Here is a 25,514-nt window from a genome sequence, read left to right as displayed (position 1 = left end):
TAGATCTTGCGATCTATGACGAGTCGCTTGCCTTGATGGTTCTGTGACATGATCACCGAGCCATCGACAAGCGCCCACATGAATTACCTGATCGATTGTTAAAGAGCGGCTCACGTCTCGTTGAGAGACGGAGCGTCTCGCTTGCTGTCGTGCCGTCGCTTTATCACCTGGTACCGAACTGCATACCGAAGAAGCGGCGGTCTCGCCAGCGCCCTGCGAGGAAGGCGTATTCTACGTGACTGACTGTCGTTGTCAACCCGGCGAAGTATTCCGAGGAACCTTGCGAGTGACCGACACCTTTCGACACTCAACCCTTGAAGGGTCGTTTCGAGAGGATCGCCGCGGAGGCCGTGAGGCCGCCGTCACGAGTGGCGCACATTCTAGCGAATCTGCCGCGACTGTCAACCGGTGATTTTCGAAGCCTTCCGAAAAAAACCATTGTAGAACAGCCACTTCTGCCACCTCCACCGCCTGCAACGTTTGCCCGTCGCCGGCAGCGGATGCGTACTTTACGGCTTTCCCCGCGGGTCCGCAAGGCCTTCCTGTAAAAAAGCTTCAAAACCGACGACGCCCGCACGGGGCGGGCGTCGGTATATGCGACATGAGCTCGGATCAGCGCGATGGAGGCGCATGACGCAGCTTGCGCATCGTCGCCATCAGCGGGCCCGAGGTGACATAGGTGCCGAACAGCAGCAACAGCATCACGGAGGGCTCAAGGGAGATCACCACGAAGCCCAGCACGATGGCGAGCAGCACCACGAAGGGGACCGGCCCCTTGACGTCCACATCCTTGAAGCTGTAGTAGCGAATATTGCTGACCATCAGCACCCCGGCGGCACCGACAATCACCAGCATCAGCAGCTTGTAGCCGAAGGCTTCGGCATCGAAGCTATGGAAGGTCCAGACACTGGCCGCCACCAGCGCCGCCGCCGAGGGGCTGGGCAGGCCAATGAACCACTTCTTGTCGACGCTGCCGACCTGTACATTGAAGCGGGCCAGCCGCAAGGCGGCACAGGCCACATAGAGAAAGGCCACCACCCAGCCGGTCTTGCCGATATCCTGAAGAATCCAGGTAAAGGACACCAGCGCTGGCGCCACCCCGAAGGAGAGCATATCGGAGAGGCTGTCGTACTCGGCACCGAAGGCGCTCTGGGTATTGGTCATCCGGGCGACCCGGCCATCCAGCCCATCGAGCACCATGGCGATAAAGATCGCCACGGAAGCCGCGGCAAAGTCACCGTTGATACCGGCAACAACGGCGAAGAAGCCGGCGAACAGGGCCGAAGTGGTAAAGAGGTTGGGCAACAGATAGATACCCTTGCGCCGGACGGTACGCCCATCCTCTTCGGCCTCCTCGATCACCTCCGTCTCACGCAGAAAGACCGACGCCAGGTCCTCTTCCCGGTGGCCCCCCTGCTCCCGGGGCGAATCCTCGCCATGCGGCGTGTCGACATGCTCGTTATTACGGGAATCCTGACTCATTGTCCCACCCATTGCCTGGAAGTCATGCTGGCCATTCTTGCACGACCACCCACAAGCGCAAAGCCGACTCGCTGCCATTCAGCGTCGGTCACACCAAAACGACCAAGGGCGCGGTCACCCGCGCCCCTGGTCGTGTTGTCACTCTCGACCGAACCGGACGATCAGTTCTTGGTCTTGTCGACCAGCTGGTTGGCGGCGATCCACGGCATCATGCCGCGCAGCTTGGCCCCCACCTGCTCAATCTCATGCTCGGCGTTCAGACGACGGCGGGCGGTCATCGAGGAGTAGTTGCTGTTGCCCTCGTTGATGAACATCTTGGCATACTCGCCGGTCTGGATGCGCTTGAGCGCATTGCGCATGGCGGCACGCGACTGCTCGTTGATCACCTCGGTGCCGGTCACGTACTCGCCATACTCCGCGTTGTTGGAGATGGAGTAGTTCATGTTGGCGATGCCGCCCTCGTACATCAGGTCGACGATCAGCTTGAGCTCATGCAGACACTCGAAGTAGGCCATTTCCGGTGCGTAGCCTGCCTCGGTGAGGGTCTCGAAACCGGCCTTGACCAGCTCGACGGCGCCACCGCACAGCACGGCCTGCTCGCCGAACAGGTCGGTCTCGGTCTCATCCTTGAAGGTGGTCTCGATGATACCGCTGCGACCGCCGCCGATGGCTGCCGCGTAGGAGAGCGACAGCTCCTTGGCGTTGCCGGTAGCGTCCTGGTGAATGGCGATCAGGTCGGGGATGCCGCCGCCACGCACGAATTCGGAGCGTACGGTATGGCCCGGCGCCTTGGGGGCGATCATCACCACATCCAGGTCGCTGCGCGGCTCGATCTGGTTGTAGTGGATGTTGAAGCCATGGGCGAAGGCCAGGGTCGCGCCCTGCTTCAGGTTGGGCTCGACCTGATTCTCGTAGATCGCCTTCTGGTTCTCGTCAGGCGCCAGGATCATCACCACATCGGCGCTCTTGCACGCCTCCTCGACGGAAGCCACCTTGAGGCCAGCACCCTCAGCCTTGGCGGCAGAAGAGGATCCCTCACGCAGGGCGACGGTAACGTCGACACCCGACTCCTTGAGGTTGTTGGCATGGGCATGGCCCTGGGAGCCGTAACCCACGATGGTGACCTTCTTGCCCTGGATAAGGGAGAGATCGCAATCCTTGTCGTAATAAACGTGCATCTCGTGCTCCTGGAAACGTGATCTGAAAAACATGGTTGAGTAAGGCGTGTCAGCGTCGATGGCCACCCGCCCCGTCTAGCGCAGGGCTGGGCTTGCGGCATCCGATGACCCAACCATACGTCAGCCCAGCCATTGCGTAAAACGCTATATTTGCAACGACACATCCCGATTTGTGCAACAATAATGGCCATGGACATGCGCCCCCTCAATCACTTCCTCGCCCTGGCGGAGTCCCTGCACTTCGGGCGCGCCAGCGAGGCGTGTCACATCAGTACCTCCACCCTCTCCCGCTCCATCCGACATCTGGAGGAGAGCCTGGGCGTCACCCTCTTCGAGCGCGACAACCGCCACGTGGCGCTGACCCGCCAGGGCGAGATCTTCCAGCACTATGCCCGTGAGACTCTCGAGCGGTGGGAAGAGCTACGCCAGTCGCTGATGAGCGAGGCCCGCCGACTGACCGGCAAGATCAGCGTCTACTGCTCGGTCACCGCCAGCTACAGCTTTCTCTACGAGCTGCTCAGCGAGTTCCGCAGCCACCACCCCGGCATCGAGCTCAAGCTGCACACCGGCGACCCCGCCGAAGCCATGAACCGGGTCCTGGCCGGTGACGAGGACATGGCGATCACCCCCCGCCCGCGCCAGCCCCCGGAGGCCCTCGCCTTCAAGTCGCTGACCCGAGCCCCGCTGGTGTTTATCGCCCCCAGGGAGGCACCGGACTGGATCCCCTCCACGCCCGAGACACCCTGCGCCGAGCAGTGGCGTGAGGTACCGATGATCCTCTCCGAGGCGGGACTCTCGCGCAGCTACGCCGACACCTGGTTTCGCGCCCTGGGCATCGTGCCGAGGATCTATGCCCAGGTTGCCGGACACGAGGCGATCGTCAGCATGGTGGGCCTGAGCTTCGGCATCGGCGTGGTGCCCCGGATCGTGCTCGACAACAGCCCGCTGCGCGAGCGTGTGCGTGTGCTGCCCGTGAAACCGGAACTACCCCATTACGACGTCGGCCTCTGTGTGCTGGAACGGCGCCTGAAGAGCCCGCTGATCCGCGCCCTGTGGGATGAAGTGGCGGAAAGGTAGGCAATGTGCTGGCGAAAAAACAACTTTTTCGCAACGTCTTTACATAAAAACCGCCGCCCCAGGAGGGCCTGGATAGGCGGTCAGCATGAGTGAAGAAAACGACGTTTTTCTTATCGCGTGAAATTGAAAGGTCATAGCCCTGTAGGCGGTATTGTGAGTGTCTACAGGAGACGTCGGCGTTTATCCATCAAGACGTTCCTTACGCGTTGATCAGAGCCTCCAGGGTAGCGAAGTCCTCCTCCGCGATCTGCTCGTCCAGAAAGTCGAGAAGCGCCCGGACCGCCGGCAGCAGTCCCCGCCGCGAGGGGAAGACCGCATGCAGGATTCCCCCCCGAGGCTCCCAGCCCGGAAGGACGTCGACCAACCGACCGGCCTGGATATCTCGAGCGCCGACCAGTAACCCAAGCTTGACCACGCCAAGCCCTTTCAGCGCGGCGGCATGCAGGGTCTCGGCGCTGTCGGTAACCAGCCGCGGTCGATGGGAGATTTGCGCGCTGGCCCCCTCTGGCCCTACCAGGTCCCAGCAGTGGCGGTTGTCGTATGATTCGAAGTCGAGACTCGGCAGCCCGGCGAGGTCTGCCGGGCTGCGGGGCCATGGCCGGTTGTTAAACAGGGTAGGGGCGGCCATCAGCCGTTGAGGGCTTGAAGCGAGCACCTTCATGGTCAGGTCGCTGTCCTCAAGCGGCGGGAAGCGCACACGGATCGCCAGATCGAGGCCTTCCTTGATCACGTCCACCCGCCGGCTGGTGGCCTCCACCTGAACCTCCACCTTGGGACAGCGAGCCATGAAGCGCACTAGCAGCGGCGTGATCAGATAGTGCAGCACGCTGGGCGAGCAGCTCAGCCGTACCGTGCCCTGAGGTTCGGCATGATGGCGCTGGATCAGCTCCTCGGCGGCTTCCGCCTCTACCAGCATGGCCAGGCAGTGACGATAGTAGACCTGCCCCAGCTCGGTGACCGAGAGATGACGGGTCGAACGGTTGATCAGCCGCGTAGCGAGGCGCTCCTCTAGCTGGTTGATGCGCCGGCTCAGCTTCGACTTGGGAATGCCCAGAGCGCGCCCGGCCGGGGCGAAGCCGCCGTGGTCCACCACCTTAACGAAGTAGTAGAGGTCGTTGAGGTCCTGCATGTTTTCGTTCCACCAGTGAAACGCTGAGTGTCAATTTCAGCGTATAAAAGCATCACTGTTCAAGGTGTAGGCTTTCTGCATCGGAAGGCAAGCCTCTTCCGTCATGACAGGAGCCGAAGATGAAGGCGATACAAGCAGTATACGGCGCCCCACACGGTCATTGGGTCGGCGACGGTTTTCCGGTGCGCTCCCTGCTCAGCTACGACCGCCTGGGGGCCGAACACATCAGCCCGTTCCTGATGCTCGACCATGCCGGTCCGCACAGCTTTAGCCCGACTCGCTACCGCCGAGGGGTGGGACCCCATCCCCATCGGGGCTTCGAGACCGTGACGCTGGTCTACCAGGGAGCTCTTGAGCACCGCGACTCGGCGGGGCATGGCGGCCAGATCGGCGAGGGCGATGTCCAGTGGATGACCGCCGGCGCAGGTATCGTTCATGAGGAGTACCACGCACCAGCCTTCGCCGAAGGTGGTGGCCTCCTGGAAATGGTGCAGCTATGGGTCAACCTGCCGGCCCGGGACAAGTCCGCCTCGCCAGCCTACCAGACCCTTCTCGACAGCGAGATCCCCCGAGTCGAGCTGCGGGGTAATGCCGGCCAGCTCAGAGTGGTCGCAGGCAGCTATCTTGATCGGCAAGGTCCCGCGTGCACCTTTACTCCCATCAACGTCTGGGACCTGCGCCTGGTGGCCGGTGGTGATGTCAGGCTCGACATACCCGAGGGCCATACGACCCTACTGGTCGTGCTGGAGGGCACGGCACTGATCAACGGCGAGCGCATCGTCCGCGACGAGAGCGTCGTCGCCTTCGAGCGCCCCGGTGAGGCCTTTCACCTGGAGGCCAACAACGACGCCAAGCTGTTACTGCTGAGCGGCGAACCCATCGACGAACCGGTGGCCGGCCAGGGCCCCTTCGTGATGAACAACGAGATCGAGATCCAGCAAGCCTTTGCCGACTTCCAAGCCGGAAAGTTCGGCGATTCGAGGGGCAGATGAGCCCCCACCCTTGCCCGGCGATGGTCGCCGGGCAGTCCCCTGACTGCCAATGACAGCGAAAGGAGAATGACCATGTCCTTTACCTACAACCGACTCGACAAGGATGATGTGGCCCTGCTGATGGTGGACCACCAGGCCGGCCTGCTCTCTCTGGTGCGCGACTTCAGCCCGGACGACTTCAAGAACAATGTCCTGGCCCTGGCCGATATCGCCAGGTTCTTCGCTATCCCCACCATCCTCACCACCAGTTTCGAGGATGGACCCAACGGCCCCATGGTGCCGGAGCTCAAGGAGATGTTCCCGCAGGCGCCTTATTTGGCCCGCCCGGGGCAGATCAACGCCTGGGACAACGAGGAGTTCGTCGCCGCCATCAAGGCCACCGGCAAGAAGCAGCTGCTGATCGCCGGGGTGGTCACCGAAGTGTGCGTGGCCTTCCCGGCGCTCTCGGCTCTGGAGGAGGGCTATGAGGTCTTCGTGGTCACCGACGCTTCCGGAACCTTCAATCAGACCACCCGGGAGGCCGCCTGGGATCGCATGTCCCAGGCCGGTGCCCAGCTGATGACCTGGTTCGGCGTGGGCTGCGAGCTGCACCGCGACTGGCGTAACGATATCGAAGGCTTCGGCGGCCTGCTGGCCGGCCACCTGCCCGCCTACGCCAACCTGATGCAGAGTTATAATCAGCAAAGCAAGCTGGACTAAGGCGCCGACCCGGTACGAACCCATGACAGCGACCAGGCGACAAGCCTCGAATAGGCACCGCTGTGCGTCTCGACGCTGTCGATAGAGCGCCTAGGGCTCGGCCGCCGGCACAAGGCGCTTCAGGGTGACCTGGAGATCGGGGGCGACACCTGCGCCACCCACAAGCTGGCCTACCTGGGTAGCGGCCGCGACGAGGTGCCGGTGGCGTTGTCCGTCGGCGGCCGGGTCCTGCTGGCAGCAGAAGGCCGCCTCGAGAGGCGGCCTTCGCATACCACTAACAACCAGGAGTCGAGCTAGAGGCTCAACACCTTGTCGCCCCGGGCAATCCCCGACACCCCGGTACGCGCCACTTCCAGCACTCCTACCGGCTCCATGGCCTGCAGGAAGGCATCGAGCTTGCCGGCGTCGCCGGCGATCTGCACGGTGAACAGGCTCGGGCTCACATCGACGATCTGCGCGCGGAAGATATCCGCGGTGCGCTTGACCTCGTCGCGGTTCGCCCCCAATGCCTTCACCTTCACCAGCATCAACTCCCGCTCGATATGGTTGCCCTCGGTGAGGTCGACCAGCTTGACCACATCGATCAGCTTGTTGAGGTGCTTGGTGATCTGCTCGACGACCCGGTCGTCTCCCACGGTCGTGACCGTCAGGCGCGACAGGGTCGGGTCCTCGGTGGGCGCCACGTTCAGCGTCTCGATATTGAAGTTACGCTGAGAGAAGAGCCCCACCACGCGAGACAGGGCGCCCGGTTCGTTTTCCATCAGAATCGAGATGATATGGCGCATCAGGTCCGCTCCGTCTTGGAAAGCAGCATGTCACGCATGGAGCCAAGGGGCACCTGCATCGGATAGACGTGCTCGTGCGGGTCAACCGCAACGTCGAGGAACACCAGCTCGTGCGGATCGGCGAAGGCACGCTCCAGTGCCGGCTCGAGCTCTTCGAGGGTCTCGACCTTCAGCGCAGTGAAGCCATAGGACTCGATCAGCTTCTGGAAGTCGGGCAGCGACTCCATGTAGGAGTGCGCATGGCGCGACTTGTAGTTGAGGTCCTGCCACTGGCGCACCATGCCCAGTGACGCATTGTTGAGGTTGACGATCTTCACGCCGCCCCCGAACTGCTTACAGGTGGAGAGCTCCTGCATCATCATCTGGAAGCTGCCCTCCCCGGTCACGCAGATCACCTGCTCATCCGGGAAGTTCTGCTTGATTCCCATGGCGGCCGGGAATCCGAAGCCCATGGTGCCAAGCCCCCCCGAGGTAATGAAGCGGTTGGGCTTGTCGAACTTGTAATACTGGGCCGCGAACATCTGGTGCTGTCCGACATCGGTGGTCACATAGGCCTCGCCGCGCGTCACCCGGCACAGTGCCTCGACCACCTCCTGAGGCTTGAGCGTCTCGCCGGGCCTGGAGGGCTCATAGAGCTTGCCCGCGCGCTCTTCGCGCCAGCCCTCGATCTTCTGCCACCACTCCTCGAGGGCCTCCGGATTGGCGATCTCCTTGCCCTGCACCAGGCTGATCATCTCGCTGATCACGCTGCCCGCCGGCCCCACGATGGGCACATCGGCCCGCACGGTCTTGGAGACCGAGCTGGGGTCGATATCCACATGGATGACCTTGGCGGTGGGGCAGAACTTCGAGGTGTTGTTGGTCACGCGGTCGTCGAAACGCGCGCCGATGGCGATCACCAGATCGGCATGGTGCATGGCCATGTTCGACTCATAGGAGCCGTGCATGCCCAGCCAGCCCAGGCACTGGCGGTCGCTCTGGGGATAGGCGCCGATGCCCATCAGGGTGGTGGTGATGGGGTAGCCCAGTCGCTTGACCAGGTCGGTCAGGCCTTCGCTGGCCCGCCCGGTGACCACCCCGCCGCCGGTATAGAACACCGGGCGCTTGGCCTTGAGCATCAGCTCCACGGCCTTCTTGATCTGACCGCTATGGCCGCGGGTCACCGGATTGTACGAGCGCATCTTGACCTTCTTGGGGTAGACGTACTCGTAGCGCTCGGTGGGGGCCGTCATGTCCTTGGGAATATCCACCACGACCGGGCCCGGCCGGCCACTGGCGGCCAGGTAGTAGGCCTTCTTGAGGACTTCCGGAATCTCGCTCGGATGCTTGATCGAGAAGCTGTGCTTCACGATCGGCCGAGTCACGCCAACGATGTCGGTTTCCTGGAAGGCATCATCGCCGATCAGGTGGCTCATCACCTGGCCACACAGCACCACCATCGGAATCGAGTCCATATAGGCGGTGGCGATGCCGGTGACGGCGTTGGTAGCGCCGGGACCGGAGGTCACCAGTACCGTGCCTGGCTTGCCGGAGGCTCGCGCATAGCCATCGGCGGCATGGGTGGCGGCCTGTTCATGGCGTACCAGGATATGTTTGACCTTGTCCTGGCGGAACAGGGCGTCATAGATATGCAGCGCCGCGCCACCGGGATAACCATAGATATATTCGACGCCCTCATCCTGCAGGAAGCGGGCGATCATGTCCGCGCCGGAAAGCAATTCCACGTGTTTTTCTCCCCTGGAGGTCTCGAGTGCGATCCGTCACCACTTGGGGCAACGGTGTCGAGTGCGGCGGTATGCCGCTGCCGGATACACCGGCACCTGATGCCAAACCCTGGCAAGAAGCCCTGTTAGGGCCTGCACTCTCATCACGGCGGTTTGCCGCGTCGGGGCGTTGGCCGACCCGGGCGGTGAGCCCGCAATCGGAAGTCCTTCGGCGGGTAGAGGCCACAGGCCTACCCTTCACACGGTAATGGGGGATTGCCCGCTGGGTCCGTGCCCGTATCAGGAAGGGTCAAGATTCCATTAGCGCCAAGGGCGTGTCAACCGCGGAAACAGCGTGGGTAGCCCATGAAAGGGGGTTGGGCAAGGCGAGATTGGAAATCTGATCCAAAAAAAGCCCGCTCTCTCGCAGGGAGGGGCGGGCAAGGGGGTTACAGGACGCAACCTGTCATTCAGTCTAGCCGGCCAGGCTCAGGATGCGAGTGCCGACGCTCGCCCCAGCGTGCGCCGGCACCGGCTTCCCTTCACTTCTGTACGGCGGCACCCTCCCGTGAGCTACCGAACACCAGCCGATCCTCTTCGGCGTCCACCTGGATGGTGTCGCCGGGCGCGAACTTTCCGGCCAGCAGATCCTGGGCCAGCGGGTTCTCGATACGCGCCTGGATGGCCCGCTTGAGCGGCCGCGCACCGAAGACCGGATCGAAGCCCACCACCGCGAGCTGGGCCATGGCCGCATCGCTGACCTCCAGAGAGAGCTCATGCTCCGCCAGTCGCATACGCAGGCGATCGAGCTGGATCCCGGCGATGGCCTGGATCTGCTCCTGTCCGAGGGCATGGAACACCACCACCTCATCGATGCGGTTGATCAGCTCGGGGCGGAAGTGAGTACCGACCACCTCCATTACCGCACTCTTCATCTGCTCGTATCCGGTGTCGCCACCGCCCATGCGCTGGATGATGTCCGAACCCATGTTGGAGGTCATCACGATCACCGTATTGCGGAAGTCCACGGTGCGACCCTGGCCATCGGTGAGGCGTCCATCTTCCAGCACCTGCAGCAGGATATTGAAGACATCCGGGTGTGCCTTCTCCACCTCGTCGAGCAGCAGCACCGAGTAGGGCTTGCGACGCACCGCCTCGGTCAGATAGCCCCCCTCCTCGTAGCCGACATAGCCGGGAGGGGCACCGATCAGCCTTGCCACGGAGTGCTTCTCCATGAACTCCGACATGTCGATGCGCACCATCGCCTCCTCGGTATCGAAGAGGAAGTTGGCCAGCGACTTGCACAGCTCCGTCTTGCCGACCCCGGTGGGGCCGAGGAACAGGAAGGAGCCGTTGGGACGATGTGGGTCGGCCAGCCCTGCCCGGGAGCGACGCACGGCATTGGCCACCGCGGTCACCGCCTCGTGCTGGCCGATCACCCGCTCATGCAGCGCCTCCTCCATGCGCAGCAGCTTGTCACGCTCACCCTCGAGCATCTTGGCGACCGGAATGCCGGTCCAGCGCGAGACCACCTCGGCGATCTCCTCCTCGGTGACGTTGGAGCGCAGCAGGGTATGCTTCGAGGTATCCGACTCGGCCTCGCTGAACTCGGCGATCTTCTTCTCGAGCTCGGGGATCACGCCGTACTGCAGCTCGGACATCCGTGCCAGGTCCCCCTGTCGCCTGGCCTGTTCCAGATCGATGCGAGCCCGGTCGAGCTCCTCCTTGAACTGTCCCGCCCCCTGGATGCTGGCCTTCTCGGCCTTCCACACCTCGTCGAGATCGGCATAGTCACGCTCGAGCTCGGCGATCTCCTCCTCGAGGCTCTCCAGGCGCCGGCGAGAGGCCTCGTCGGTCTCCTTCTTGAGGTGCTCGCGCTCCATCTTCAGCTGAATCAGCCGGCGGTCGAGACGATCCATCTCCTCGGGCTTGGAGTCGAGCTCCATGCGAATGCGCGAGGAGGCCTCGTCGATCAGGTCGATCGCCTTGTCGGGCAGCTTGCGATCGGTGATATAGCGGGTGGAGAGCTTGGCCGCGGCGATAATGGCGCCATCCGTGATATCGACCTTGTGGTGCACCTCGTAGCGCTCCTTGAGGCCACGCAGGATCGCCACGGTGTCTTCCTCCGAAGGCTCATCCACCACCACCTTCTGGAAGCGACGCTCCAGCGCCGCATCCTTCTCGATGTACTGGCGATACTCATCGAGGGTGGTGGCACCCACGCAGTGCAGCTCGCCGCGAGCCAGGGCCGGCTTGAGCATATTGCCGGCATCCATGGCCCCCTCGGCCTTGCCTGCCCCCACCATGGTGTGCAGCTCATCGATAAACAGGATGACCCGGCCCTCCTCCTGGGCGAGCTCCTTGAGCACCGACTTGAGACGCTCCTCGAACTCGCCACGGAACTTGGCCCCGGCCAGCAGCGCGCCCATATCCAGCGACAGCACGCGCTTGTCCTTGAGCCCCTCGGGCACCTCGCCATCGACGATGCGCTGAGCCAGCCCCTCGACGATGGCGGTCTTGCCGACCCCGGGCTCACCGATCAGCACCGGGTTGTTCTTGGTGCGCCGCTGGAGGACCTGAATGGTGCGGCGGATCTCGTCATCACGCCCGATTACCGGGTCGATCTTGCCGCTGGCGGCCCGCTCGTTGAGGTCCAGGGTGTACTTTTCCAGCGCCTCGCGCTGATCCTCGGCATTGGGGTCATCGACCCTCTCGCCACCGCGCACGCCATCGACCGCGGACTCCAGCGCCTGGCGCGAGAGCCCCGCTTGGGTGAGCAGCTTGCCGACCGCGCCCCCCATCTCCAGCGCGGCGAGCAGCACCAGCTCGCTGGCGATGTACTGATCACCACGCTTCTGGGCCTCGCGATCGGTGAGATTGAACAGCTTGATCAGGTCGCGGGAGGGCTGCACCTCACCGTCGAACTGGGCGACCCTGGGCAGGTCGTCGAGATGCCCGACCAGCACATCGCGCAACCGGGCGGCATCGCCACCGGCCCTCTGAACCAGCGCCTTGGCACCGGTGTCGGTGGCGTCGAGCAGCGCCAGCAGCAGATGGCCGGGCTCGAGCTGGTTATGACCGTGCCCCACGGCCAGCGACTGGGCATCGGCCACGGCGTTCTGCAGCTTGGCGGTAAACTTGTCGAAACGCATATCACGTCCTCCATCGGGATGGCGAGGCGATCGGACGCCCCGCTTGACCCTGTGAATGTCTTGACAACTTAAATGGCGTCAAGTCAGGCCGGTTTCAAGTCGGCCGTCGGGAGGAAGTGCATGACAAGTTGACGCGGATCAAGCGACAAGGGGTTGCGCGAGGCTGCTCCGGCGACAGGACTTCGAGGGGGCGCTGTAAATACTTCCCTATACGCTACCTCGGCCCTGCGGCGCTCTCGCGTCCCGCTCCGCTTGCAGGTCCGGTGCTGGCCATCCATGGCCAGCCCGTTCGGAGCAGTGCTCCTCACCCCTGGTCCTCGGCCCCCCTCTGCGACCTATCCCCGGCGCCTCTAGCTTAGTGCGTCTGCGATAGCCGCGGGTTTCCTTGAGCCTTGAAGCTTGTAGCTCGCTTCAGCGCAGCCAGATCACGCTGGCCATTCTTCCCGTGCTGCCATTGTCGCGACGGTGGGAGTAGAAGCGTGACTCGCAGGCGGTGCAGAAGTGGCCGCCGCTGATATGGGAGACGCCCAGACGCTCCAGACGCAGGCGCGCCAGGCGGTAGAGGTCGGCCATGTAGTGGCCCAGGCGATAGGGGCTGGGGTCGAAGGCATCGGCGGCCTCGGGGTGCACGCCAACGAAGGCCTGATAGACCTCGGGTCCCACCTCGAACTGGGCATTGGAGATCGCCGGCCCCAGCCAGGCCAGCTGCTCCTCGGGCGGCACACCCAGTGCCGCCACCGTGGCCTCCAGCACCCCGCCCGCCAGCCCACGCCAGCCGGCATGGGCCACCGCCACGCGCTCGCCGCGGCGGTCACAGAAGAAGACCGGCAGGCAGTCGGCGGTAAGGACCACGCAGGCATGACCACGATCGAGGGCGACCGCGGCATCGGCCTCCGGCGATTCGTCCGTATAGCCTTGCTGAACCCGCGCCCCGTGTACCTGATTAAGCCACAGCAGCGGTCGTTCGTTATCGACCTGCTTGTGCAGCAGGCGACGGCATAGCGCCACATGGGCGGGGTTGTCTCCCACATGGTCGGCCGGGTTGAAGCAGGCAAAGTCCCCCTGGCTGGGACCGGTCTCGCGGGTGGTGACGAAGGCCCCCACGGAGGTGGGTGCCGGCCAGTCGGGCAGGACCAGGGTGGGCCGCAGGTCGGGGGCGTCGCTCATGACAGTATCCTCGGTGCCGCAGGGGTTCAGCGCATCGTCTCGTGATCGTCACGCAGGTAGTCGAGCAACATCAGCAGATCGTCCGGCAGGGCCGCCCGGAAGCTCATCGTCTCACCACTGCCCGGATGCACGAAAGCCAGCCGGCGGGCGTGCAGCGCCTGGCGAGGAAACTCGCGCAGAATCTCCTTGAGCGTATCCGAGGAGCCGGCGGGCAGCTTGAGACGACCGCCGTAGACGGGATCGCCGACCAGCGGGTAGCGCAGGTGCGCCAGGTGCACGCGGATCTGGTGAGTACGCCCGGTCTCCAGCCGGCAGCGCACATGGGTATGAGCACGGAAGCGCTCGACCACACGGTAGTGGGTCACCGCCGGCTTGCCGGCGGCGGTCACCGCCTGGCGCTTGCGATCCTTGGCATGTCGGCCGATCGGCGCATTCACTGTGCCGCCGGCGGTCATCACCCCCACGCTGATGGCGTCATACTCCCGTGACACCGTGCGTGCCTGCAGCTGCTCCACCAGCGCCGTCTGGGCGGCCAGTGTCCTGGCCACCACCATCAGGCCACTGGTGTCCTTATCCAGGCGATGAACGATGCCGGCCCGGGGCACCGTCGCCAGCGCCGGGTCGTGATGCAGCAGCGCATTGAGCAGGGTGCCATTCGGGTTGCCTGCTGCCGGGTGCACCACCAGGCCCGGCGGCTTGTTGATCACCAGCACCTGCTCATCCTCGTACACCACCTCGAGGGGAATATCCTCGGGCTCGAAGCGGGTATCGTCCTCGACTTCGGTGCAGAGGCGCAGCCATTCGCCTCCGTAGACCTTATCCCTGGGGCGTGCCGTCTGGTCGTCCAGGGTCAGGTCGCCGGCCTTGATCCAGGCCTTCAGGCGCTCGCGGGAAAAGTCGGAGAAGAGCTCCGCCGCGGCCTGGTCGAGCCGCTGGCCGGCCATCGCGTCGGGAACACGCTGCTGTGCTTCGAAGGTCTGGGACATGAAGAGAGTGACCGTTTCGGGGATCGGAATCGGGCGCCGCCGATGACTGCGTTTTGCCACGCAGTGCTTTATAGTGGGCGGGTTTACGGCCGATTCTAACACGGCCCGTCCGCGTTGTTTGCCACGAGGATCACGATGCGCGTTTCCAACACCCCTGCCCGTTTCGCGGCCCTGCTCCTGGCTACCAGCCTGCTGACCGGCTGTTCCCTGTTCGGCGGTGGCTCCGACGCCTCGCCCGACGAGAGCGACAGCAGTGCACAAGCCAGCCCCTCACAGCGGGTTGCGGAGGAAGAGGTCGAGTATGCCAACCTCGGCGAGCGCGAACTCTACGAGGAGGCGCGCGACTCCCTGGACCGCGGCAACTTTACCGCGGCGATTTCCCGGCTCGAGGCACTCGATACCCGCTTCCCGTTCGGTGCTCACGCCGAGCAGGCCCAGCTGGAGCTGATCTACGCCTACTACGAGACCGACAACTGGGAGGCGACCCGGGCGGCGGCCAACCGCTTCATCCGCCTGCACCCCAGCCATCCCCAGGCCGACTATGCCCTCTACATGCGGGGGCTGGCCGCCTGGCAGGCCGGTCGCTTCAGCCTCGAGCGTCTCAAGCTGATCGACATCTCCAAGCGCGACCTGGGCGCCTCCCGCGATGCCTACAGCGACTTCCGCGAGCTTGGCCGGCTCTACCCCAACAGCCAGTACGTACCGGATGCTCGCCAGCGCATCATCTATCTGCGCAATCTGCTGTCGCGCCATGAGCTGCATGTCGCCGACTACTACATGCGCCGCGGCGCCTACCTCGCCGCCGTGGAGCGCGGTCGCTGGGTGATCGAGAACTACCCCCAGAGCGAGGCCACTCGCGACGCCCTGGCGGTCATGGTCGAAGGCTACCTGGGCCTGGAGATGCGCGACCGCGCCCGCGAGACCCTGCGAGTGCTGATCGACAACGCCCCCGACCACGAACAGCTGCGGGGCCGCACCTTCACGCCCCGCCACGTCGACGCCGACTCGATCTCGGCCTGACCGGCGGCAAGCTGCACGTCAGACGCATGCAATCGTTCGAAGTAAAAGAAAACCCGGAGGCCTCGGCCTCCGGGTTTTCTTGTCGCTCGGCACTTGTGTAGCTCGGCACTTATAGCTCGTCGGCGCTATTCGCCGGGCTGCCAGCCATTGACGATAGGATAGCGGCGATCGCGACCGAACCCGCGGCGGGTTACCCGCGCCCCCACCGGAGCCTGGCGACGCTTGTACTCGCAGCGGTCCACCAGCTTGACCACCCGGTAGACATCGTCACGGTCGAAGCCCGCCTCGATGATCGCCTCGGCGCTCATGTCGCCCTCGATATAGCGCACCAGAATGGCATCCAGGGTGTCGTAGTCGGGCAGCGAGTCGCTGTCCTTCTGGTCGGGTGCCAGCTCCGCGGAGGGCGATCGCTCGATCACCCGCTCGGGGATGGCCGGCGACTGGGTGTTGCGCCAGCGCGCCAGACGATAGACCCAGGTCTTGTAGACATCCTTGATGGCGTTGTAGCCGCCCACCATATCGCCATAGAGCGTGGAGTAGCCCACCGCCATCTCGCTCTTGTTGCCGGTGGTCAGCACCATCAGGCCCTTCTTGTTGGAGATCGCCATCAACAGTACGCCACGACAGCGGGACTGCAGGTTCTCCTCGGTGGTGTCACGCGTCGTGCCCTCGAAGGCACCGGAGAGGGTCTCCATGAATGCCTCCACCATCGGCTCGATGGGCATCACCTCGTAGTGCACGCCCAGCATATCGGCCTGTTCGGCGGCATCCTGCCGGGAGATATCGGCGGTGTAGTGGTAGGGCATCATCACCGCCTGTACCCGCTGGGGGCCCAGGGCATCCACGGCTATCGCCAGTGACAGGGCGGAGTCGATCCCCCCCGAAAGTCCCAGCACCACCCCCTCGAAGCCGCTCTTGTTGACGTAGTCACGCAGGCCGGTAACCAGCGCACAGTAGAGGTTCTCCTCCGGCTCGACATCGGGCTCGGTCTCGCCGGCCTGGGGCACCCAGCCGCCCTGGCGATGAATAAACTGCACCGGCATCACACCCACGGCCCAGTGGGGCGCCTGCACGCGCAGCTCGCCGAAAGCGTCCACGCAGGCCGAGCCGCCGTCGAACACCAGCTCGTCCTGGCCGCCGATCTGGTTCACATAGACGATGGGCAGCGACACCGCCGCGGCACGCTCCTCCAGCAGACGCAACCGCTCGGCAGGCTTGTCCTGATGGAAGGGCGAGGCGTTGAGACTGATCAGGATCTCGGCACCGGCCTCCTTCGCCAGGCGCGCCGGGGCCTCCTCCCAGAGATCCTCGCAGATCAGCAGGCCCAACTTCGCGCCCCGATGCTCGACCACCAGCGGCTCGCTGCCCCGGGCAAAGTAGCGCTGTTCGTCGAACACCTCGTAGTTGGGCAGCGCCTGCTTGGCATATTCACCCAACCACTCGCCGTCGAAGAGCGCACCGGCCAAGTTCCAGAGCTGCCCCTCGCGACGGCCGGGATAACCGACGATCACCAGCACATCACGCACGACCTTGGCGGCCATCCGAGCGCGAGCCTCGCGCAGACGACTCTCCATGGAGGGTCGCAACAGCAGGTCCTCCGGCGGATAGCCGGTCAGACAGAGTTCGGGCAGCACCACGATATCGGCGCCATGCTCGATGCGCGCCTCGCGCACCGCCTCGATGGCGCGATCGGTATTGCCGGGAATATCCCCTACCAGGGGATCCAGCTGAGCCATCACCAGCGTCAGGTCTTGCATGGGCTTGGAAATCTCTCGAGAATCAGTGAATACCCTCATTGTCCCGCATGGGCGGCCGACTGGCAAAGCCGACCACCCCACCTGGGAGCCACCCGGATGAACCTCTTGATAATACGCCTGATTATCTTCGCCGTGCTGTTCTTCGCCGGCCTCAAGCTATACCGCATGTACCGCGAGTGGAAGCTGGACCGTGAAGAGCTGCTGGAGGACGACCGCGACGATTCCCGGGGCAACCAGATGGTGCGCTGCGCCTGGTGCCAGGTGCATGTGCCCGAGAGCGAAGCCCAGCGCGCGCAGGGCGAGTGATTCTGCTCCAGCGCCCACCGGGACCGCTACCTTCAAGAGCAGAAGGAACATGACGAACCGGGAAGCGACGACGACCCGCACGCCTGAAACGCCGACACCCTGGATGCGGCTCGCCTACTCCCCAGACTAGCCAGCCGCCCTACTCCGCCTCGGCCGCCCGGCGGTAGCGCCCGACATAGTCGAACAGCTTCTCGCGCACCTGCCAGTGGCGCCCCACCCTGCGCCCCACCACGAAGTCGGGATGACGCAGGCGGTGACGCTCGGCGATCACCTGCTCGAGGGTCTCGGGCCGAAACGGTACCCCCGGGGCGCGCAGATGCTCACGCAGGAAGGCCGCGGCGAAGGCGCCGCGCTGGGCTGGCGTCTCGAGGGCGAACCACTCGGCTAGCGTCATGCCATCCTCGTCATGGTAGCTGACCTTGAGGCGAGGCAGGCCGCGGCCATTGACGGTGGCCTCCAGCTGCATGCCGGCGACCCGCAGCACCCGGGCGTCACGCAGGCGCAACGCCTCCTTGAGCTTGTCGTCGGCATCCACCAGCTGGACGCCGCAGCCGTGGCAACGCCGGGCGGCGATATCATTCTCGGCGCCGCAGTCGCCACACACCTTGAAACGAAAGCGAAACGAACATTGCTCCATCGCCGCCGTCGTCGACGTTGAATTTACGCTTTTCGCGCGGGGTCGGGCGCGATTGGAAAGCACCAGCCCCTGACAGCGACGCCCGAAATGCTCGATCACCAGGTCACCGTCGCGCTTGCCCCAGAACAGGTTGGCATGACCGCAGGCCGGGCACTCCACCTGCACCGGTTCGCTGTCGCCAGTCGGCTTGGGTGATCCCACCTCGGGGGCGTAGAGATCCCAGGGGTTGCCGGCGTAGTCGAGGATCAGGCAGTCGCGCTTGCCCGGCGAGAGGCGCAGCCCGCGGCCGGCGATCTGCTGGTAGAGGCTCACCGACTCGGTGGGTCGCAGGATAACGATCAGGTCGACATGCGGCGCATCGAAGCCGGTGGTCAGCACCGCCACATTGACCAGGTACTTCAACTCGCGCGTCTTGAAGGCGTCGATGATCCGTTCACGTTCGGCCGAGGGCGTCTCGCCGGTGATCAGCGCCGACTCCTCTGCCGGCAGATAGCCGAGGATCTCCTCGGCATGGGCCACACTGGCGGCAAACAGCATCACCCCCTGGCGATCCCGGGCTCGCTCGACCACCTCGGCAATGATGCCCGGCGTGGCACGATGGCCCGCGACCACTCGATTGAGTTCCTCCTCCCGGAAGAGTCCGCTCGTGGTCGGCGTGAGTGCCGAGAAGTCGTAGCGCTCCACCGCCGCATCTACCCTCACCGGCTCGGCCAGGTAGTCCTGCTTGACCATCAGCCTGAGCGGCTGCTCGAAGACACACGCCTGGAAGAAGCAATCGGCCTCACCGCGCACCATGCCGTGATGGTGGCGATGGTAGATGAAGCCCTGGCCGAGGCGATAGGGCGTCGCCGTCAGCCCCAGCACCTTGAGCCGGGGGTTGGCGGAGCGCAGTCGCTCGATCACCCGACGGTAGCTGGCATCCTCCGCCGGTGAGACACGGTGACACTCGTCGATCACCAGCAGGGTGAAGCTGCCCTGCCCCGGGGCCGGAGAAGCGAAACGATCCAGGCCACGCACCACCGACTGAACCGAGCCGAACACCACCTGGCGCTCGGCCTCCTTGCGCCCCAGGCCGGCGCTGAAGATATCGGCCTCGAGGCCGTAGGCCAGATACTTGGCGTGGTTCTGCTCCACCAGTTCACGCACATGGGCCAGTACCAGCACCCGCCCGCGGGCCAGGCGCGCCAGCTCGGCGATCACCAGCGACTTGCCGCTGCCGGTGGGCAGCACCACCACTGCCGGGTCGTCGGACCCACGGAAGTGCTCGATGACGCGCCTCACCGCCTCCCGTTGATAGGGGCGCAGGCTTGGCACAGGCTTTTCGGTCATCAGGCACCTCCCCACACTGAGGGGCGCCAGTCTACCGGGCGACGGTGGCCTCGTCAGCCCGGCTCGGACTGCTCGGCAACGCCGCGGACAGGGTCACCCCCGCCCGCTGCGTTCGCTTGACCACACGAGGGTCAGGCGAAGCCGAGATAGAGCCCGAAGGCGGCGATCAGGGCGCCGGCATATTGCGCGATACGCGGGCTGGCCCAGCGCCTGGCGAGATGGCCCAGGCCCGCACCACAACCATGCAGAGCCGCGGTGGCGATAACGAAACCGATACCGTAGGCCAGCCCCGATGCCATCGCCGGCATCTCGGTGCCGTGGGCATGGCCATGGAACACCGCGAACAGGCCGACCAGGACACTACTCGCCAGCAGCGGAAGGCGCACCGCCGCCGCCACCAGCAGGCCGAGGACAAGCACCGACGCCACGATGCCCGGCTCGACCCATGGCAGGGCGATCCCCGCCATGCCGATCGCGCCGCCGAGCAGCATGACCGTCATGAAGCTGACGGGCACGGCCCAGATGGCACGCCCGCCTCGCTGGGCGGCCCAGAGGCCGACCGCGAGCATGGCGGCCATGTGATCGATGCCCATCCAGGGGTGCAGGAAGCCCTGCACCACCCCTCCCGAGTATCCGCTGCCGACATGGGCATAAGCCAGCGCTGGCAGCAACAGAAGGGCCGCGCCCCACCCGATGCGTCGCGTCAATTCATGTGATTGCATGTTACTCCTCCTACCTTGACCCAAGGGTATGACCTCAACCGCCTGTGGCGCTGATCGCCGTGTTGAGCCTGGTGGCCCCGTATCTCCATGCGTCACTCATGACCATGATGGTGATGGGTATGCCCCCCTTCGTGGCTGTGTACATGACCGCCATCGTCTGTTGCATGAAAGTGCGGCGCCATGGGGCCGGGGTCGACCGGGGCATGGTTGCCATCGGCGTAGGCGCGATGAAGTTCGCGCACCCAGTCGCACAGCTGGCTCGTGGTCGCGGGGCGCTTGCGTGATATCGCCAGTACCGGGCGCCCCTCGCGGGCCTTTTCGGCATCCGCGACCATTTGCTCGACGTCGACATCGACATGCTCGGCGAGGTCGACCTTGTTGATGACCAGCAGGTCGGCGCCGCCGATGCCGGGGCCGCCCTTGCGCGCCACATCGCCGCCTCCGGCGACGTCGAGCACGAAGAGCTGTGCATCGATAAGCGCCGGCGAGAACGTCGCGGTGAGGTTGTCTCCGCCACTCTCGACGAGCACGATGTCCAGCGGGGCAAAATCACGCTCGAGATCCTCGATGGCGATCAGGTTCATGGTCACGTCATCGCGAATCGCGGTATGGGGGCAGGCGCCCGTCTCCACCGCACGGATTCGCTCGGCCGGCAGCACGCCCTCGGAGCGCAGGAAGCGCGCATCCTCGTCGGTGTAGATATCGTTGGTGATCACGCCGATGACGAATTCATCGCTGAGGCTGCGGCACAGCGTCGCGATCACTGAGCTTTTCCCGGTTCCCACGGGACCGGCGACACCGATCCTCAGTGCACGATGCTCGTTCGTCGGGGTTGTCTTCGCCATGCTGTTCTCCTCCGTGGCCGGCTTATCCGGCACCTGTGTGCTCAGTTTCGCTGACCACCTCATCACGGTGGTCCTCGGGTTCGGGCAGGGGGACATCCCTGGGTGCCCACGGCGCGCCAAGCGCGTCGAGCCCGGCGCTCAGGCGCCGGCGAAGCTGCAGGCTATCGGGTGCCACGGCGCTGACGATCATGCCTGGCCCCGGCAGTGGCGCCAGGATGGCGCTGGAATGAAAGGTGGAGGTGGCCGGGGTTCCGCCCTCCCAGGCGGGGTCGACCGCAATGATCGATCCGACGGCGCCGTTCTCGCCCACGACCGCGGCGCCACGCCAGCCATCGGCCTGCGGTCCAACACACAGCTGCTGGTGATAGAGCGGGGTATCGTCATGGGTCACCCGCAGGGTGGTGCGGAAATCTCCCGGCGGCTCGCGGTGCCTCCCGAGCAGCGTCTCCTCACGCATCACCAGCCGGGCACCGCGTTCGAGGCGAACCCGTACGTCATGCTCATGGTCACAGCCACGAGCCGCGATGATCGGCTCCGGCAGCCAGACGAAGGTGCCGCCCTCGCCGACATGCACAGTGATTCGCATATGCGAACGCCCGCCACATGGGCCCGGCAGCACCAGCATCGCCGAGGCCTCGGTCAGCACCAGTGTGCTGCCTGCCCCGACATGCACATCGAGCGCATAGTCGTCGCCGCCGAGCGGGCCGGCGGCGCCGGCGGCCAGCATGACACGCGCCACCTCGCGACGGCGATGGGTCAGCGGCTCCGACTCCTTGGGGTGTGCCGGTCGCAGGACGAGTGCCCCCTGGGAGCGCAATACTCCGACCCGCGAGCGTGCCCGGGTATCTGCCTCGGTGGTCAGCACCGCCCGTGACGACATCGCACCCGGCCGTCTCGCACCCTGATCACGAAGCACATGCTCGCGAGGCGAATGTTCATGAGGTGAATGCTTATGAGGCGAATGTTCACGAGGCGAAGAGGCGTACATTCCAGCTCCTGTGGTGTTCGGCCGCGATATCGCTCAAGGGCGCCCCCCGCGAAGGCAACTCGCTTGCGGGAGCATCGGCGTGGTCGGCGGCGTCGCCGGCCAGGCGGTCGAGCCGTTCGGTGGCCCGCGCGAGGGCGGCGTGGACATCGAAGGGGTCGATTCGCATCAGTTTCGCCGCGGCCGCGGCCGGCCCCGCCACGCTCTCGTGCAGGATGGCCAGCGCGGCGTCGCGAGGGCCGAGGCCGAGCGCCGCGGCGGCCACCCCCATGACCACAGGCTGATGGGGGGCGGTGCCGAGCTGCGCGAAGTGCGGATGGGGGTGAATGGTGCTCATCACTCGAAGCAGCTGCCTGCCGAGCGTTCGCGACACCGAGCGCAGTTCCGGGGAGGGTGTGCGTGCGTCGAGCTCGGACTCCAGCGCCGGCAGTGCCGCGGTGTCATCCCGCGCCGCACGCTCACAGGCGGCGGCGGCGAAGGCCGCGGCAACGAAGCCCGTGGTTTCGGCTCGCCCGACAAGGAATCGCTCGAGCTCCGTCGCGTCCGACACCCTGCCCGCCTGAACCGTCGGCTCTAGCCCGCCGGAGTGCGCATAGCCGCCTGCCGGCAAGCGACCATCCGCGAGCAGAAGCAGCGCCGCCTGTCCCTGTGCCATATGCCTTCCTGCCTAGAAGAGAAAGTATCGCTGCGCCATCGGCACATCATCGGTGGGCTCGTGCTCGACGAGCTCGCCATCGATCTTCACCGCATAGGTATTGGGATCGACCTCGATCCTGGGCAGCGCCTGGTTTTCGGGCATATCCATCTTGGTCCTGCCGCGGCAGCTCTCGATGGCGACAAACTGTCGATGGGTATTCACACGCCCGGGTAGCCCGTCGTCGATCGCCGTCTGGGAGACGAACGCCATGCTGGTCGCCCCAGCCGCGGGGGAGTAGACATTGAAGCCGAGTCGCTCGAGCACGGGCTGAGGCGTAGGAATCGAGGCGTTCGGGTCGCCAAGCGCGGCCGTCGCGGCCATCCCTCCCGTGAAGACGATCGTGGGTCGAATGCCGAAGAGGGCCGGCTGCCACAGCACCAGATCGGCCTTCTTGCCCACCTCGATGGAGCCGATATGCTTCTCGAGCCCATGGGCCACCGCGGGGCAGATCGTGTACTTCGCCACATAGCGGCGCGCCCGATGATTGTCGGCGTTGCTGTCCCCCGCCAGGGGCCCGCGCAGCTTCTTCATCTGGTGCGCGGTCTGCCAGGTACGGATCACCACCTCGCCGATCCGCCCCATCGCCTGGGCATCGGAGGACATGATCGAGATCGCACCGAGATCCTGCAGCACGTCCTCGGCCGCGATCGTTCCCGCGCGAACCCGGCTTTCGGCGAAGGCGAGGTCGTTGGGGACCTGCGGGTTGAGGTGGTGCGCCACCATCACCATATCGAGGTGCTCGTCCACGGTATTGCGCGTGAACGGCCGTGTCGGGTTGGTCGACGCCGGCAGCACATTGGCCTCGCCCGCGATGCGGATGATATCCGGCGCGTGCCCGCCACCGGCGCCTTCGGTATGAAAGGAGTGGAAGGTGCGACCGTCTACCGCCTTGAGCATATCTTCGACGAACCCGGCCTCGTTGAGGGTGTCCGAGTGGATCGCGACCTGAACCCCAGAGGCGTCGGCCACCTGCAGCACGGCATCGATGACCGCTGGCGTCGCCCCCCAGTCCTCATGCACCTTGAAGCCACCCACGCCACCGCGGAGCTGCTCCCACATCGCCTCGTGGGACATGGTGTTGCCGCGCCCGAGAAACAGCACGTTGACCGGCCAGGGATCGAAGCTCTCCAGCATCCGCTCCATCCACCAGGATCCGGGTGTCGCGAGGGTGGCCTTCGACCCTTCGGTAGGCCCCGTGCCACCGCCCAGCACGGTAGTGGTGCCCGATGCCAGGGCGATCTGCATCATCTGGGGTCCGACGAAGTGCACATGGGTGTCGATCGCACCCGCCGTGGCGATCAGCCCGTTGCCCGCCATGATCTCCGTCGAGGGACCGATCACCAGGTCGGGGTGCACACCATCCATGGTGTCGGGATTGTCGGCCTTGCCGATCGCGGTAATACGGCCGTCGCGCACGCCGATGTCGGCCTTGATCACGCCCCAGTGGTCGAGAATGACCGCACCGGTGATCACCAGATCCGGGGTGCCCTCGGCACGCGTCGCCGTGGACTGCCCCATCGACTCACGCACCGACTTGCCGCCGCCGAATACCGCCTCGTCGCCGCCGCCACAGCGATCCTCCTCGACCTCGATGACCAGATTGGTATCGGCGAGGCGAATACGGTCGCCCCTGGTCGGGCCATACGACGCCACATATTCCGAACGGGAAATCTTACCCATCGAGACCTCCTCGGCAGAGCCCACGCAGACCGGGCACGATGCGTCGCCCCCGAATGGGGATCAGTTCGACCTCTTCCACGGCCCCGGGCTCGAAGCGTACGGCGCCCCCCGAAAGCACGTTGAGTCGCTTGCCCCAGGCCGCCTCCCTGTCGAACTCGAGCGCCTCGTTGGCCTCGGCGAAGTGATAGTGTGAACCGACTTGCACCGGGCGATCCGCGGCATTGATTACCCTGATCGTGGTGATGGGTTGACCGGCATTGATCTCGACATCGCCCTCTCCGTAGAGGACCTCTCCCGGCACCAGAGGATCGCTCTCCTCGAGCCGCTCCATCGACTCCCGCCGCGGCGCCTGGCGAGCCCCGGAGCCGGGCCGACGGGGCTCGCTTGGCGAGTGGGCACCCGAGGAGCGTGTTCGCTTCTCGATCTTGTAACCGGGCGCATCGGAGGCGTGCTCCGCCTTCGGCGAATCGGCAGCCATCTTTTCGGGTGGCCCGAAGGGATTGGATGGTTTTCTGGTCATTGTACCGGCCCCGTTACCGTCACGAGTTTGGTGCCGTCGGGGAAGGTCGCCTCGACCTGCACTTGAGCGAGCATCTCCGGCACCCCCTCCATCACATCATCACGGCTCAGCACGTGACGCCCCGACTCCATGAGGTCGGCAACCGTTTCGCCATTGCGAGCCCCCTCGAGCAGATACGAGGTGATGAGTGCCGTGGCCTCGGGAAGGTTGAGCTTGAGGCCGCGCTCCTTGCGCTCCAGCGCCAGCTTGCCGGCCGTGTAGATCATTAGCCGCTCTTGCTCGTGCATACTGAGAAACATGGGACTCCCCCTGAGCGTTATGGAAAGAGTCGAGACGACGCCCTTGTCCAGCTGCCTAGCTGACTCCAGCGTGCCGTTCGGATAAACAGCCACTCCTCAAGCAAGCTAGCACACCCCCAAGAGGCCACAACGTTGAATTACCGCTTCTCGAACGGGGCAAAGCCATGCTACCGAGCCATGTCTTATTGCAGTACTAGTGGCGCCCCCTCGACGGCCTGTCGCCGAAACAGCCTTGAGCGGTACTGCCATCTGCGATAGCCCTACTCACACTGAGGGTGGAGTTGTACTAGAAACTACTGGTTGGGCTGGTACAGCCGAACCGTGCCCGCCCCGCCGCACGACAGGCGGGTGCTGGTCTATGCTGTTC

General features: G+C 65.0%; 22 protein-coding genes. 5 read left to right on the top strand and 17 right to left on the bottom strand.

Annotated elements, in window-relative coordinates; genetic code table 11:
• Positions 1 to 612: 612 nt before the first annotated feature.
• Positions 613 to 1,482 (bottom strand): CDP-diacylglycerol--serine O-phosphatidyltransferase, encoded by an 870-nt coding sequence (gene pssA / locus RM463_RS16445; protein WP_311430643.1) that lies wholly within the window; start codon positions 1,480 to 1,482, stop codon positions 613 to 615.
• Between the two features lie 161 nt (positions 1,483 to 1,643).
• Entirely contained in the window at positions 1,644 to 2,660 is a 1,017-nt protein-coding gene (gene ilvC / locus RM463_RS16440) for a ketol-acid reductoisomerase (protein WP_409228865.1), read from the bottom strand.
• Between the two features lie 189 nt (positions 2,661 to 2,849).
• Between ilvC and ilvY the strand changes: the two genes are divergently transcribed.
• Positions 2,850 to 3,737 (top strand): HTH-type transcriptional activator IlvY, encoded by an 888-nt coding sequence (gene ilvY / locus RM463_RS16435; RefSeq protein WP_195689332.1) that lies wholly within the window; start codon positions 2,850 to 2,852, stop codon positions 3,735 to 3,737.
• Positions 3,738 to 3,936: 199 nt separating this feature from the next.
• Here ilvY and RM463_RS16430 read toward each other — a convergent pair whose 3' ends face one another.
• Positions 3,937 to 4,866, bottom strand: coding sequence for a LysR substrate-binding domain-containing protein (locus RM463_RS16430; protein WP_311430641.1), 930 nt, complete (start codon positions 4,864 to 4,866; stop codon positions 3,937 to 3,939).
• Positions 4,867 to 4,985: 119 nt separating this feature from the next.
• On the opposite strand from RM463_RS16430, the gene RM463_RS16425 reads away from it, so the two are divergent.
• Positions 4,986 to 5,858: a pirin family protein gene (locus RM463_RS16425; RefSeq protein ID WP_311430640.1), complete on the top strand. Its 873-nt coding sequence runs from the start codon at positions 4,986 to 4,988 to the stop codon at positions 5,856 to 5,858.
• 72 nt (positions 5,859 to 5,930) lie between these two features.
• Positions 5,931 to 6,557: an isochorismate family cysteine hydrolase YcaC gene (gene ycaC, locus RM463_RS16420; RefSeq protein ID WP_311430639.1), complete on the top strand. Its 627-nt coding sequence runs from the start codon at positions 5,931 to 5,933 to the stop codon at positions 6,555 to 6,557.
• A gap of 293 nt (positions 6,558 to 6,850) precedes the next feature.
• On the opposite strand, the gene ilvN is transcribed toward ycaC, so the two are convergent.
• From ilvN to rluD, 5 genes are all read right to left on the bottom strand, one after another.
• On the bottom strand, positions 6,851 to 7,342 hold the full coding sequence (gene ilvN, locus RM463_RS16415; protein WP_132045230.1) for an acetolactate synthase small subunit: 492 nt from the start codon (positions 7,340 to 7,342) through the stop codon (positions 6,851 to 6,853).
• Complete coding sequence (locus RM463_RS16410; RefSeq protein ID WP_195689278.1) at positions 7,342 to 9,066, bottom strand: acetolactate synthase 3 large subunit; 1,725 nt, start codon at positions 9,064 to 9,066, stop codon at positions 7,342 to 7,344. The genes ilvN and RM463_RS16410 overlap by 1 nt, the downstream gene beginning before the upstream one ends.
• Before the next feature lie 521 nt (positions 9,067 to 9,587).
• Positions 9,588 to 12,197, bottom strand: a complete 2,610-nt coding sequence (gene clpB, locus RM463_RS16405; protein ID WP_311430638.1) for an ATP-dependent chaperone ClpB — start codon at positions 12,195 to 12,197, stop codon at positions 9,588 to 9,590.
• Between the two features lie 411 nt (positions 12,198 to 12,608).
• On the bottom strand, positions 12,609 to 13,364 hold the full coding sequence (gene pgeF, locus RM463_RS16400) for a peptidoglycan editing factor PgeF (RefSeq protein WP_195689276.1): 756 nt from the start codon (positions 13,362 to 13,364) through the stop codon (positions 12,609 to 12,611).
• Between the two features lie 26 nt (positions 13,365 to 13,390).
• Positions 13,391 to 14,350, bottom strand: coding sequence for a 23S rRNA pseudouridine(1911/1915/1917) synthase RluD (gene rluD / locus RM463_RS16395; protein WP_195689275.1), 960 nt, complete (start codon positions 14,348 to 14,350; stop codon positions 13,391 to 13,393).
• Positions 14,351 to 14,485: 135 nt separating this feature from the next.
• On the opposite strand from rluD, the gene RM463_RS16390 reads away from it, so the two are divergent.
• Positions 14,486 to 15,370 (top strand): outer membrane protein assembly factor BamD, encoded by an 885-nt coding sequence (locus tag RM463_RS16390; protein WP_311430637.1) that lies wholly within the window; start codon positions 14,486 to 14,488, stop codon positions 15,368 to 15,370.
• Positions 15,371 to 15,495: 125 nt separating this feature from the next.
• Here the strand turns inward: RM463_RS16390 and RM463_RS16385 are convergent, their stop codons facing one another.
• On the bottom strand, positions 15,496 to 17,127 hold the full coding sequence (locus RM463_RS16385; RefSeq protein ID WP_311430636.1) for an NAD+ synthase: 1,632 nt from the start codon (positions 17,125 to 17,127) through the stop codon (positions 15,496 to 15,498).
• A 96-nt stretch (positions 17,128 to 17,223) separates the two neighbouring features.
• On the opposite strand from RM463_RS16385, the gene RM463_RS16380 reads away from it, so the two are divergent.
• Complete coding sequence (locus tag RM463_RS16380; protein WP_311430635.1) at positions 17,224 to 17,433, top strand: PP0621 family protein; 210 nt, start codon at positions 17,224 to 17,226, stop codon at positions 17,431 to 17,433.
• Positions 17,434 to 17,572: 139 nt separating this feature from the next.
• On the opposite strand, the gene RM463_RS16375 is transcribed toward RM463_RS16380, so the two are convergent.
• From RM463_RS16375 to RM463_RS16340, 8 genes are all read right to left on the bottom strand, one after another.
• A complete protein-coding gene (locus tag RM463_RS16375; RefSeq protein ID WP_311430634.1) occupies positions 17,573 to 19,399 on the bottom strand; it encodes a DEAD/DEAH box helicase in 1,827 nt (608 codons plus the stop codon).
• A gap of 131 nt (positions 19,400 to 19,530) precedes the next feature.
• Entirely contained in the window at positions 19,531 to 20,121 is a 591-nt protein-coding gene (locus RM463_RS16370; protein ID WP_311430633.1) for a HupE/UreJ family protein, read from the bottom strand.
• A 92-nt stretch (positions 20,122 to 20,213) separates the two neighbouring features.
• The gene (gene ureG, locus RM463_RS16365) at positions 20,214 to 20,966 is read right to left on the bottom strand and encodes an urease accessory protein UreG (protein ID WP_311430632.1); all 753 of its coding nucleotides are present in this window, start codon (positions 20,964 to 20,966) and stop codon (positions 20,214 to 20,216) included.
• Between the two features lie 22 nt (positions 20,967 to 20,988).
• A complete protein-coding gene (locus RM463_RS16360; RefSeq protein ID WP_311430631.1) occupies positions 20,989 to 21,846 on the bottom strand; it encodes an urease accessory protein UreD in 858 nt (285 codons plus the stop codon).
• 85 nt (positions 21,847 to 21,931) lie between these two features.
• Entirely contained in the window at positions 21,932 to 22,501 is a 570-nt protein-coding gene (locus RM463_RS16355; protein ID WP_311430630.1) for an urease accessory UreF family protein, read from the bottom strand.
• Between the two features lie 117 nt (positions 22,502 to 22,618).
• Positions 22,619 to 24,328 (bottom strand): urease subunit alpha, encoded by a 1,710-nt coding sequence (locus RM463_RS16350; protein ID WP_311430629.1) that lies wholly within the window; start codon positions 24,326 to 24,328, stop codon positions 22,619 to 22,621.
• Positions 24,321 to 24,806 (bottom strand): urease subunit beta, encoded by a 486-nt coding sequence (locus RM463_RS16345; protein WP_311430628.1) that lies wholly within the window; start codon positions 24,804 to 24,806, stop codon positions 24,321 to 24,323. Before RM463_RS16345 ends, RM463_RS16350 begins: the two co-directional genes overlap by 8 nt.
• Before the next feature lie 38 nt (positions 24,807 to 24,844).
• On the bottom strand, positions 24,845 to 25,147 hold the full coding sequence (locus tag RM463_RS16340; protein WP_132045202.1) for an urease subunit gamma: 303 nt from the start codon (positions 25,145 to 25,147) through the stop codon (positions 24,845 to 24,847).
• Between the last annotated feature and the right edge of the window lie 367 nt (positions 25,148 to 25,514).

The sequence above is a fragment of the Halomonas sp. LES1 genome (genome assembly GCF_031846005.1).
GTDB lineage: Bacteria > Pseudomonadota > Gammaproteobacteria > Pseudomonadales > Halomonadaceae > Halomonas.
The sequence above is the reverse complement of the archived record's forward strand: the minus strand, read 5'-3'. Positions and strand labels throughout refer to the sequence as shown.